The sequence below is a fragment of the Aliidiomarina sp. genome, from assembly GCF_022565475.1.
Classification (GTDB): domain Bacteria; phylum Pseudomonadota; class Gammaproteobacteria; order Enterobacterales; family Alteromonadaceae; genus Aliidiomarina.
Genome location: NZ_JAIUMR010000014.1, coordinates 1 through 12,313, shown reverse-complemented (window position 1 = coordinate 12,313; position 12,313 = coordinate 1). Strand labels below are relative to the sequence as shown.

Annotated in this window: 9 protein-coding genes; all 9 read right to left on the bottom strand. The window is 45.4% G+C overall.

Translation table 11 applies throughout. The annotated features are described in order from the left end of the window. Nucleotides 1-29: 29 nt before the first annotated feature. On the bottom strand, nucleotides 30-962 hold the full coding sequence (rfbD, locus tag LAT77_RS11115; RefSeq protein WP_290564636.1) for a dTDP-4-dehydrorhamnose reductase: 933 nt from the start codon (nucleotides 960-962) through the stop codon (nucleotides 30-32). 156 nt (nucleotides 963-1,118) lie between these two features. Further along, the gene (gene rfbB / locus LAT77_RS11110; protein ID WP_290564635.1) at nucleotides 1,119-2,204 is read right to left on the bottom strand and encodes a dTDP-glucose 4,6-dehydratase; all 1,086 of its coding nucleotides are present in this window, start codon (nucleotides 2,202-2,204) and stop codon (nucleotides 1,119-1,121) included. Between the two features lie 49 nt (nucleotides 2,205-2,253). Next, nucleotides 2,254-3,273 carry an ATP-grasp fold amidoligase family protein gene (locus LAT77_RS11105; RefSeq protein WP_290564634.1) on the bottom strand — a complete coding sequence of 340 codons (1,020 nt, stop codon included), beginning with the start codon at nucleotides 3,271-3,273 and terminating at the stop codon, nucleotides 2,254-2,256. 92 nt (nucleotides 3,274-3,365) lie between these two features. Next, on the bottom strand, nucleotides 3,366-4,991 hold the full coding sequence (locus LAT77_RS11100) for a hypothetical protein (protein ID WP_290564633.1): 1,626 nt from the start codon (nucleotides 4,989-4,991) through the stop codon (nucleotides 3,366-3,368). A 36-nt stretch (nucleotides 4,992-5,027) separates the two neighbouring features. Then, nucleotides 5,028-6,662: a hypothetical protein gene (locus LAT77_RS11095; RefSeq protein WP_290564632.1), complete on the bottom strand. Its 1,635-nt coding sequence runs from the start codon at nucleotides 6,660-6,662 to the stop codon at nucleotides 5,028-5,030. 84 nt (nucleotides 6,663-6,746) lie between these two features. Beyond that, the gene (locus tag LAT77_RS11090; RefSeq protein ID WP_290564631.1) at nucleotides 6,747-7,760 is read right to left on the bottom strand and encodes a DHH family phosphoesterase; all 1,014 of its coding nucleotides are present in this window, start codon (nucleotides 7,758-7,760) and stop codon (nucleotides 6,747-6,749) included. Nucleotides 7,761-7,800: 40 nt separating this feature from the next. After that, complete coding sequence (cysC, locus tag LAT77_RS11085; protein ID WP_290564630.1) at nucleotides 7,801-8,397, bottom strand: adenylyl-sulfate kinase; 597 nt, start codon at nucleotides 8,395-8,397, stop codon at nucleotides 7,801-7,803. Nucleotides 8,398-8,480: 83 nt separating this feature from the next. Further along, the gene (locus LAT77_RS11080) at nucleotides 8,481-11,534 is read right to left on the bottom strand and encodes an InlB B-repeat-containing protein (protein ID WP_290564629.1); all 3,054 of its coding nucleotides are present in this window, start codon (nucleotides 11,532-11,534) and stop codon (nucleotides 8,481-8,483) included. A gap of 209 nt (nucleotides 11,535-11,743) precedes the next feature. Then, nucleotides 11,744-12,313, bottom strand: a 570-nt coding sequence (locus LAT77_RS11075; protein ID WP_290564628.1) for an InlB B-repeat-containing protein, incomplete at its 5' end; no start/stop codon positions are given.

Genomic DNA, 12,313 nt, shown 5'->3' with positions numbered 1-12,313 from the left:
CCTTTTTGTTGCGACAAAATCTGTCGCAGCTATTGCTTGTCCAAATATTCTGCCAATGTTAACGCCAGCTCGCTTTGCCACGATGGCATGTCAATCATCACAGCGCTTTCGAGCGCGCTTACGTCTAATCGAGAGTTCAGTGGGCGCTGTGCTGGAGTCGGATAATCTTCACTGGCAATGCCGAACACGTTGTCCGGCGTAATCGCCAACGGCACCCCAGCGGCAAGCGCTTGTCGGAAAATCTCTTGGGCAAAGCCCTGCCAAGACGTTTCGCCCCGCGGAGCAACATGATAAACGCCACTGTCGGCCATATTCTCCGTTAATAAAAGTGCCGACAACGCGAGTAAACGCGCCGGCGTCGGAGCACCAATCTGATCATTTACGACGTTTAATTCATGTTTCGAGGCACCAAGCCTTAGCATGGTTTTCATAAAATTATTACCGCGCGCGCTATACACCCAGCTCGTTCGCAAAATGTACCACATATTGTCGCGTGACGCTTTGGCCACGGCTTGGTCACCGGCCAACTTCGAACGACCGTAGAAGTTGATCGGCTGCGTACTTTCGTGCTCATGGCGAAAATGCTCGCCAGCGCCCGAATACACATAGTCTGACGAGAAATGAATGAATGCCGAGTCAGTATTACGACAATAGGTCGCCAACAACTCCGGCAGTTTCACATTCAACTGCCAGCATACCGTTTGGTCGGTTTCGGCTCGATCGACCGCCGTGTAAGCCGCCGCATTTAAAACCAGTGAAGGCTGCACTTCATCCAAATAAGCCTGAACCGCGGTCAGGTCGCTTAAATCAAGTTCAGCGCGCGTTGGTGCATAGACATCACCAATCAAATTAAAATGCCGAGCCAATTCAAAGCCAACCTGACCCTTGCCGCCGGTAAGGAAAATCTTTATGCGTTCCATACCTTCCGTAGCTTCGGCTCGTGTTCCGTTAATAATATCCATGCTTCGACAGGTCCCGCTCCAGCAATTGCGCTAATCTCAGATTCGAATCACGACAGTTTTCGAGTATTCTCAACTTCAGTACGTCGTCCAATCGAATCGTTCGTCCCTCGTGCTTTTTCATGTGCAAAAAAGCTGCCACTGTTCGGATGTGGATGCTCATCGTTCATCCATGGCCCCTTCTTCATCCCGACCTTCAACCTGACGGTAAGAGCCATCGAGAACGCGTTGCCACCACGTCGTATTGTGCAAATACCATTGCACGGTTTTGCGTAGTCCAGTTTCAAAACTCTCTTGTGGTGTCCAGCCTAACTCGGCTGCAATCTTGCTCGCATCAATTGCGTAACGCACGTCATGGCCTGGACGATCGGTGACATAGGTAATCAAATCCTCATAACGCGCCACACCTTCAGGTTTATTCGGTGCCAGTTCTTCCAATAACGCGCAAATGGTGCGGACCACCTCTATGTTTTGCTTTTCGTTATGACCACCAATATTGTAGGTTTCCCCAACTGCACCCGTGTTTGCTACATGAATCAGTGCCCGCGCATGATCTTCCACGTAGAGCCAATCACGAATCTGTTGACCGTTACCATACACCGGAAGCGGTTTTCCGTTTAAGGCATTTAAGATCATTAATGGAATGAGCTTTTCTGGAAAATGGAATGGGCCATAGTTATTTGAGCAATTGGTCACAATGGTGGGTAAGCCATAAGTGCGCTGCCATGCTCGTACTAAGTGATCTGAACTTGCTTTACTCGCTGAATAAGGCGAGCTCGGTGCATACGGTGTAGTTTCAGTAAATAGGTCATCCGTGCCGTGCAGGTCACCATACACTTCATCAGTGGAAATATGATGGAAACGGAATCGTTCTCTCTTTTCTGCCGACAGTTGTTGCCAGTAGGCTCGGGCGGCTTCGAGTAATGTATAAGTGCCAACAATATTGGTTTGAATAAACTCCGCTGGACCATCAATGGAGCGATCCACATGACTCTCAGCTGCGAGGTGCATCACAACATCGGGTTGATAATCAGCAAACACCTTGGCCATCGAAACCGCATCGCAAATGTCCGCTTGGACAAACTGATAACGAGATGAGTCAGCAACCGTTTTCAATGAATCCAAGTTACCCGCATAGGTCAATTTATCAACGTTAATTACGCGATGCTTCGAATTGTCTATCAGCTCTCGTACAACTGCAGAGCCGATAAATCCGGCACCGCCGGTGACTATATAAGTCCGCATTTATAAATTTCCAAAATGTTCAAACGTGTAAATAAGAAGATCGTGTAGCTTACGTAATACGCTCAAGCCACTCAATGGCTGCATGTTTACTTAAACGCGCTTCTGCTGCGAGGTAATGTTCGCCAAGATAGCGATCAAACGCGTCTGAAAAGCTATTAAATTGACCTGGTCGTGGTGTGAATTCACCGAACACAAATCGGTCTTTTGTGGCCAAGAAGTCAATTCGAATAAATGGCACCGGAATCGTTAAACTAAACGCTTCCGCTTGAAGCAGTTGCTCCTTAGTGAACCCTTGACCAATAAATGAGCGCCCTTTGTAACGCTCTGTGTCGGCGAGAGTTCCATCTGGAAGCCATTCACAATAACGACTGCCCGCTGTGCGGTCAACTTCAAGAATCATCGCGACTTTTCCATAGAAACAATAAAATTTCAGGTCTCTAGCAGGTTGAAATGTTTCATTGTGAAAGTCTCCAATTAACTCCTCGTTAATCCATGAATCAGCTTTAAGCTTACCATTTCTAACGAAGTCTTGAAGCACTTCGCTTAGCGCTTTGAATCCGACTAATTTGGCTCCCGATTTTACTTCGTATATTTCCTTTTCGGACCGAATTAGAAAAATTCCAATAGCGGACTTTCCTCTCAACGGTTTGATGACTGACATAGGCCGAAATTGTATATCTGATAAAGGTACACCTTGCTGATAAACATGCGGTATATCAACCAATTTTTGCTGAGCGTACTTTTGGGCTGATCTCTTGTTGTTCAAAAACCACTCAACTTTGTGACCTGATAGACGTCGTCTTTTGGTAGCTATCGACATAAGTAATCTAAATGAAGATAGGCGTTCAATTTGGACCTTATGCGTCACCGCTTTATCAATTAAAAGTTTAGAATACTTATCCGGAGGAGTAAGCGCACATATACGCTGTAAAAACTCAGCTTTCCGACTGCTCGATTCGTCACATCTGGCAATCTTTCTCTGCAATGAATTGAGTTGACTATAAAAAGTAGTCATCTGCTTTTCAAGTTCAATCAGTTCTTCGTCCAACCACTGTTCCGAAAATTCCATTTTGCACGCCATAATTTCCATTCCCTCAACAACAATGTAAGAAGACTAAACTAAAATTGAGCCTTAACAGGCTTGCCAGTATACTGATATATCTAGTCGATTAACGGCAAGACCTTATCAATCCCATGCGATAACGCATACAAATTAATTATATTTCCGTACGCCATCAAGCGTTTACCTTGTTCTATTTCAGCTTTGGCTTTAGCGATAACCGAGTCGTTGAAACCAATTTCTAATGCAAAAGACTCCAACTCTGGGAAAAGTGAGCGCAAATATTTTTCTTGCTCTCGTGATCCTCCCGGCTTGCTCGGAAACGCTATTGATAAATCAGTGGACTTAGGTTCAATTTCGTCGACATCAAAGAAAAGCTCAAGATCATCTTTAGGAGCTAACGACGGATAAGCGGACGTGCGTTCTGGGCTTTGGATTTTACCTGGAGCATCGTATTCAACAGCACCTAAGCTTGGGGCTAGCATATGGATAATGTCTCGTGGTACCCCATTACCCATAATGTACTCTTTTGACACAAGTTCTGGCAGTTCTAATAATACAGAGTCCATGCAGGGATGAACTTCAATGGTCTGTGACGCAGTTCTCCAAGCTGCTCCATAATGAATACGACTTCTAAAGTTAGCGTAATGGTGGAACATGGCAAATGGATCATCAACTTCTAACCCCAATCCCTTAATACCAGCAGCAATTTCTTCAGCCACATGTATACCTTGCGCACCATATCTAAGTTCAATGGCTTCCAACCGCTTGCGAGTATCAAAACTCATAGTGACCGGTCCAATCAAACTGCCGCCCACAAAATTGATACGACGGTGAAGATTGAAGCTTCGCACCGGTGCGAAACGATTGTAAACTCCCGCTGAAGCATACAAACCTAAACGTATGCTGTCTTTTAAAGCGAACTTGTGGCTCTTTTTATTCACTCTTGGCTGAAGCTCACTTCGATTTGACGTCAGTAATGCGCCACTCTCGAAACACAATTGCTTCGCAACTTTCAAATCATCTGGAGAGTCTGCATGAGAATAGCATTGATAATCAACATTTGAAGCGTGCAATAGCGCTTTACTCACTCGACTATCAACGCCACCAGACAATGAAATCGATAGACTTCTTTGTACAGCCGCAAAAGCTTTTACTCGTTGCAACCACGACTCTCCAAAACTCTTCAAAAAGTGTTCATAACTTTCGCTACGTTTAGGTTTTTGAAGAACTTGCACCGTAAGTGTTGGAGTCTTATTCTCGTAATTTAATTCAACATATTGGTTTGGCGATAATAAGCGACAATGCTCTATGGCTGTTTTATTACTGACTATTTGACCACCGAGTATTCCACCTCCGCCAACAAAAAAAGCATCAAGACTTTCCGGTGCAAATTCAGTTTTCACGCCATGGAGGTGAAGCGTTTGAGTGAGCAATAACAAGCTATTGCTGATCCCCCAATGTTTACCGTCATCGAACACGAACAACGTATCTTGACCACTAGGATCTGTTCTAATAAACACTTTCCTACCATCATGCTCGATCAAAGAAAACCGTCCGAAAACAACGTCCTTATATAGGTTCTGGTATTTCTGCTTGTACTTTATCAAACCGGCGTTCTCTAAAATAAACGCAGAGTTGGTAAACGCATACCCACTCAACATTTGAGCCGGGAGTTTTTTATCAAAGATAGTGTGGACAAAAAGGCCAATTGCCTGATAGCTCATAATAAAAAATGCCTTAGTTATGCAAGTCCAGTTACGCTAAATTAAGTTCAAAGCAAAAGCTACATGCAGGCAAAATACCGTTGCTCTGAAATTGTGAGCCAATGATTTCTTTGCAGCGAGCTCTTTGTTTGCTCGTTCAAGCAGTGACTGATCAAACCATTCACAGCTTTGCAGTTCGACCTTAATTGAATCAAAATCACTCTTTAGCTGATCAATGAAGTCTATTCGAGTTACTCTTTTTTTGGACGTTACAAGTTTCTGTGTTTTCAATTCTGACTCATCAACGTGAACTCTTTTTTGTCTCAAGTTAAAATTGGGAGACTCAGGGAAGAGGCTCGCTTTAACATCATCAAGTGAGATGTTCTTATCGTCATCACTGAAAGGAAATAGAGCGAGCCTATGGTTTAGTCCAATAAGAATATTGCTTTTAAACGCATCCATAGTAAGTCCTTCCTCAATCGCCTTGATTGCAGCCATGACGATATGTTTATTCATAATTGGCGCGTGAACAAAGCCGAGATGATTCAATTGTCGAGACCAACGTCTACCTGAATGAAAGCGAGAACGAAAACAGAAATAGAGAAGCGCTTTTGCCTCATCCTCGCTAAAACCATCAAGAATTAATGATTTCTTAAATTCACCCAACTCTTTCTCCATTTCTTTGCGAATCACTCTATTCGTCAGGCTTGATTTTACCCGCTTAACATATGAGTCATAGGTTTTCGCATAAAAAGAGTCTGAAATCGAAATTGGAATGTCCCCTTTAATCTGAATTCCAAAGTTCGATGCGGCGAAATGAGACGCATAAATCGGAGTATATGTACCCAGAGATGCGCGTTTCCAATTTTCATAAACGTCTTCGCTTCTCGCATAAGGACGTTTATCTAAAGAAAATTGATTAACTCGATAACCAAATGCTTCAGCTATTTCCTCAGCAACGACAAGCTCATCTCTACTTTGCTTATTTGATTGAATGCTGAAACGAACGTTTTCTATCGGTATTTTGGTTAGCATTCCAAAGCTCGCACGAGAATCTCGACCACCACTTAGTTGACAAATCAAATGAAAATTTGGTGACACTCTTGAGAAGGAATACAAAGAATTGATAGAGTCTTCAATGCCAAGTTCAAGCAACTCTTTACATGATAACTCAGGCTTGGAACGTAAGACTGCACTCAATGGCGTGGTAAAAACCTCCATCTGGGCTGTCGTCTTCAATATTTTTACCCACTGGTTCGACCGCAGCAACTTAATTTCTTTGAATGAAGTTCTGTGAATAGACGGCTGGGCATTCCATGCTTTTGTTCCTAAAGAATGCAAGCCAACTAAATCCGTGGTAAGCGACCATCCTGACTGTCTTACAAAGTTTCTCAAATCGTACAAAGAATTTGAGGCGCCCCACCCGTCCTTACTTTCGTATAAATAAAGAAGTTCTTGACCCGTAAGATCAGTTCGAATGTGCCAATATTCTCCAGCATCAAAGCAACCAATATATGCTCCATTATCCCATGAGGTAACATCGAGAGTTTGAACACCCATTTGGTCGGCTCGATATTTTTTTAACCCCTGATCTTGAATAATTAAATCTTCCGGCAGTTCGACGTAACCGATTAGTTGTTCCGATATGACATCAGCTGTTCGAGATGAAACCAATAATGTGTTAATATCCATTTAAAACCTGTAGTTAAAGAATCGAAATGCTACGCAGGCTAGGTTACACAAATCTAGTACAACAAAAGTTGTGAAGAAATAGTACTAACGCGAATAATACTCAATAACCTGATTAATAAATTTAACCAAATTCGCAACTGGCAAGGCATTCACCCCTGCTGCACCTGCGCGCCCACCACCCGTTGGAAATGATGCACAAATATCGCCAGCACCCTGTAAATTATTCTTTGGTGCGCGCAAACTAATCGTCAAGGTTGCGGGCTCTCCGCCTTTTGCGACATTTTGTGTCGCAATGACAATCGCTTTATTCGGATTACCAGTTGCCAGCAAGTTACCAAAGGTACCACTGATTCGCCGTGACCATGGCGCATCGGCGAGTTGAATCGCAATCAGCGTATCATTTTCGATCAATACGTCACTCTGCTCAGCCAAAGCAAGATCACTATCGTAGCCAGCTTTTAACCTGCTGTATGGCGAATTTGCGTCTGCGACCACAGCAAACGGTGAGTCGTATCGTTGCAGGCGCTGATATAAGTCATCCGGGGCAAAGTGCAAATCGGTGACGTGCGCACCATAACCATTGTAATTCACCAAAATACCAAGTTCGCGCAGTTGAGCTCTTTGTGATGCCGACAAATCGAGTGTATCGGCTTGCGCATCGGCGACCTTGTCTAAACCATCGCCGTACGCGGCGGTTATCGCCCACAACGACAAATTATGTCGCATCTCTTCCGTCAGTACGGCGTTATCAACTAAATAATCGCGTAATAATAAGCCCGTACATTTGTCCGCAGCATAGTCTAAACGACATGTGAGCTTAGGATGCTCAAACAACGTCTTCGCTTGGTGATGGTCCACATATAACACCGACTCAGCCCGCTCGAGCACACGCGCAAGTTCATCCGTATTCTTATCAAATGAAATGTCTAAAATAGAAAGATGTGCACCATCCGCTTCTTGCGACGTGATTTGTCGCACCAAGGCATTGTCGCGTTTCACGCCGGTGACCAAGCGGCTCTCTTGCGGCCATACTTTACGCAACTGAATTAAAGAAAAAATGCCATCGGCATCACCGTTGAATACATCAATATACTTCATTATTCTTATCCGTTCCTTGTGCAGCACACATTGCAAAACGTTAAGCGGTAACAATACCACGTGAACGCAAATAAGCGACCACTTGGTCAGCAGCGCCTTCAACACTCATTTCGGCGGTTCGTAAATGAATCTCAGGGTTTTCCGGGGCTTCGTACGGTGAAGATATGCCGGTAAAATGAGGAATGTCACCCGCTCGTGCTTTCTTGTATAGCCCTTTGGGATCCCGTTGTTCACAGGTCTCGAGTGGCGTATCAACAAACACTTCAATAAAGCGCTGACCGGCAAGGGAACGCGCTTGTGCCCGATCCGCCAAGAACGGGGAAATAAAGGCAGTGCCGACAATTAATCCCGCATCGAGGAATAAATTGGCAACTTCAGTGATACGGCGAATATTTTCGACTCTCGACGTGTCGTCAAAACCGAGATCTTTATTCAAGCCATGGCGGACGTTATCGCCATCCAAAACATAGGTATGACAGCCTAATTCAAAGAGCTTGCGATCAACCGCATTCGCTATCGTTGATTTCCCCGAGCCACTGAGCCCGGTGTACCACAACAACGCCGGTTGATGCTGCTTTTGGGCATTGCGCTCAGCGTGCGACACTGATGCTTGATGCCAGACAATATTGTCGTTCATAGTTCATCCACTCGTTTGCCCGAAAAAAAACTCACGGGCTAATTCCATTAACCCGTGAGTTTATCGCTTGAACCACCAGAATTCTAGAGATCGTTTTCGGCCTGCCTAACTGCTTCAATAATAAGTATCAATGACCGCCCACGTTTTGTAGGTCTCGGTATTGCTTCAAACTCTAAAATGATCTCGCAGTCGTCAATGATGTTGCCGGTACGATAGATATTGTTTTCGTCAACCGCACCATCACACCCTACCGCACTAACAAGCCGAGCCCTCGGCTCTGGCTGAACGGCGAACTCCACCTGTTCGCCATACACCACACTGATCGGGCTTGGCACTGCTAGGCCTGGACCAATCACTTCAACAGTGACGGTATAGGTGTTGATGTCGTACTGCGCGGTCACATCTAAATCAGACGTAATTGTCGCAAAGCCAACATCCCAACCGCTAAAGGTATAACCCTCACGCTCTGGATCTGCTGGTGCAGTTGCCGCTTCGTTCCAATTCACGGTTTCAGTTGTGAGGACGCTGTCATCCCAATCGAGGAACCGCACGGTGTAGGTGTTGATGTCGTACTGCGCAATTGCATCTAATGGTGAGGTGACTGAGTCAAGGTCGACACTCCAGCCCGCAAACGTATAACCATCGCGAGCAGGTGCAGTCGGCACTGGTGCACTGCTCCCATGTTCAACATAAACGGTTACAATCAGATTATTTTCATGATCATAGAAATTGACCGGATAAGTCTTGATCAGCAAAATAGCATTTACCGTTAAGTCGCTCGTAACATCGCTAAAATCAACATCCCAATCGATGAAATCATAGCCCGTCACCGTCGGTACACCGGGGTCAACCGCACCGCTGCCATGTTGTACAGTCTGCTGATCAAACGGCACACCATTGACGAGGAAAATAACTGTGTATTCATTTAACGCAAAGTTGGCGGTCACGGACAAATCAGAAAACACGTCCGTATCCTGACGAGTCGCACTGGTCACCCCATCACTCCAATCAACGAACGAATAACCCGTATCCGCAACTGCAGTGACCGCTGTTCCGCTGTCACCCTCAATCACGGTCTGCGCGGCGTCACCGTCAATAGAACCGCCAGTACCCGCCACGTAAGTCAAAGTGTAATGCACCACATCCGGTACCCATTGCGCGTACAAATTGATATCGGTAGATCCGGTAGTGACTGAGTCTCCAGGTCCATAACGCACTCCGGAGCCATCTTGTGCTGTGTTCCAACCATCAAATGCTTGATTCGTAAACACTAACGACCCCGCGCCACTCACCGTGAACGATTTGCCAGTCGACAAACTATGGCCAAGTTCCGGAACACTGCCACTGCCGCCATTGGCGAAATAAGTCACATACACAGGAAGCGTGCCATCATATTGAAAAGCACCAATATCAGGATTGCCTGACCGGCTAAAGCCACGCTGATCTAAATCGGGAATACCATCCATGACAACGCCCGCACCAATCGCTGGACTACCGGACAAAAGCTGGAAGCCGATGGCATTGCCGCCATAATTACCCAAAGTATCAAGCTGTGGGTCAATATTCTCACTATTTATAATATTTATATGGACAAGATTCGCATCAGGCACAGCGCCAATAATCGAGTGGCGAATATATACCGGAATAAACACCGAGGTCGTAAAAATATCCGCATCGTTGGATGAAGCGTCCGAGGTATTGTCAATGACAATATTATTCACGAGCTCGATACCGTCAGTGCTCGTAATATTATCAAGCGAAATTCCGCCTCCTTGCCCCTCATTCGTATTATTAACGATAGTTGAATTTAAAATACTAACCTGCTCGTCATTAAAAACTTGCCGAATAGAAATTCCACCACCGCGCAACGTTTGAGCTCTGTTTGCAACAGTTGAAGATAGGTGGTTATCAGTAATCGTTGTATTAACAATGGTTGTCTGACGTGAACTGCTATAAATACCACCACCAGCACTTTGTCGATCTTCTATTGAAATATAGTGATTGCGAGCAATTAAACAATTTTCGATAATGAGTCCGGAATTTGCGGAAATACCACCACCGGTGCCACCTCCTGCTTCAACAGTATTATCGACCACCTCGCAGTTACGGAGCGTGATTGGACTTCTCGCTTCCACACCACCGCCGCTAGCGATTGTCCCCATCACGACACCATGCCGAATTGTCAGATCCTGAAGTAGCATGTCGGTCAAACCCGTGCCAACAGCAAACACACGCCCGGTTGCAGAATTCGGTGCAGCTGCCGCTTGAACAATCGTTTCTCCGGCGCCCGCGCCAATAATCGACAAATTTTTGCTAATTGTGATTTCTTGTTCTGTATAAGTTCCCGCTGCAACACGAATAATATCGTCGGGATTGGCTCCAGCCACAGCAGCCGAAATAGTCGAGTAATCGCCGGCAGGACCAACAAAAAGTTCATCGCGAAAGCGTAATAACAAATCACTCGTCATCGAATCCCGTGTCCCATCAGCGGTACCATTCTCAAAGGCACCATCCTGAAAGGACAAACTAACCTCAACACTATCGGCATGACTTGACGCCGTTGCTTGCCCCTCGAAAAATAGCTCGAGTCCGAGGTCATGTTCTTTAATCAATTTGGCAGTAAGCCCCTCGGGTAAATTGCCAATGATGGCATATCCAAGAGCAATGAAATCGTCCCCTGTGGTGCCTGTGAAGGTTTGTCCCGCAGAATTGTCGATTGTAATTTGGGCGGTTTGTTCAAATGACCCATCGTTCTCGAACGACTCTAACCACTCTTTATTTGAATAGGAAATACGAGGTTCAGGGCGAACTACACGAATTTCGCCTCCCCCACCACCTAACCATCCGGTTGCCGGCGGTGTCCATGCACTGCTTGGATTATAAATATCAGAAAAGCCGCCTAAGACATTACCAATCGACCAACCTTCTGGGCCGTAGTAAAGATAAGCTGCACCACTCCAACTTTGCGATGTATCCATACGATAATATGGACGACTGCTGTGCGTGCCGCCCCGTGAGTAAATACCATTAAAGTATTCTGGGTTGTTTACACCAGACACCTCATACTCATCCGCTTGAGCATAGGCATGCATGGAAAAGAAAAGAATAATTAAACTAAAGATAGCGCGCGCATTCATGTGCAACGTCCTTGTAATTGATGCACATGCAAACGACTGCTTAAATGAATTGCTGTGCGGAATAAGAATAGGGGTTTGCTAATGTTAACGTACTTTCAACATAAATTACAAAAAACCAACAAATTAACTCTGAGGGATTCGCCGAAAAAGAAAAACTCATGGGCCAGATAACGCTCCCATGAGTCCTTAATCATAATCAAATTCGTTCTTTATTGAATTTCCGCTTGGTTGATCGCCTCAAGGATCAAAAGCAATGACCTTCTTCGCTTTAATTCTTTCGGTATCGCTTCAAATTCCAGAATAATTTCACAGTCATTGATAATACTTGCGGTGCGATACATATTGTCATCATCCACAGCACCGTCACACCCGAGGGCACTGACAAGTTGCGCCTGCGGTTGAGGCTCTACCAAAAATTCAATCTGTTCACCATGTGCCACCATAAACGGACTTGGAATAGGTAACCCCGGACCAATCACGTTGACTGTAACGGTGTAATAGTTTATTTCATACTCTGCGATCACATCCAAGTCCGCAGTAATCACATCAAACACCACGTTCCAACCGGTGAAGGTATAACCGTCACGTTCAGGATCCGCAGGTGCAGTTGCTCCTTCGTTCCAATTTACGGTTTCGGTTGCGATGACGCTGTCATCCCAGTCCAAAAACCGGACGGTGAAGGTGTTAATATCGTACTGCGCGGTGACATCGAGGTTTGCCGTAATCACATCAAACGCAACGCTCCAACCGGTGAAGGTATAACCCTCACGCTCTGGATC

Coding starts and splice junctions, on each gene's coding strand:
- LAT77_RS11100 (WP_290564633.1), bottom strand. CDS start 4,991: ATGAGCTATCAGGCAATTGGCCTTTTTGTCCACACTATCTTTGATAAA.
- LAT77_RS11090 (WP_290564631.1), bottom strand. CDS start 7,760: ATGAAGTATATTGATGTATTCAACGGTGATGCCGATGGCATTTTTTCT.
- LAT77_RS11080 (WP_290564629.1), bottom strand. CDS start 11,534: ATGAATGCGCGCGCTATCTTTAGTTTAATTATTCTTTTCTTTTCCATG.
- rfbD (WP_290564636.1), bottom strand. CDS start 962: ATGGATATTATTAACGGAACACGAGCCGAAGCTACGGAAGGTATGGAA.
- rfbB (WP_290564635.1), bottom strand. CDS start 2,204: ATGCGGACTTATATAGTCACCGGCGGTGCCGGATTTATCGGCTCTGCA.
- cysC (WP_290564630.1), bottom strand. CDS start 8,397: ATGAACGACAATATTGTCTGGCATCAAGCATCAGTGTCGCACGCTGAG.
- LAT77_RS11105 (WP_290564634.1), bottom strand. CDS start 3,273: ATGGAATTTTCGGAACAGTGGTTGGACGAAGAACTGATTGAACTTGAA.
- LAT77_RS11095 (WP_290564632.1), bottom strand. CDS start 6,662: ATGGATATTAACACATTATTGGTTTCATCTCGAACAGCTGATGTCATA.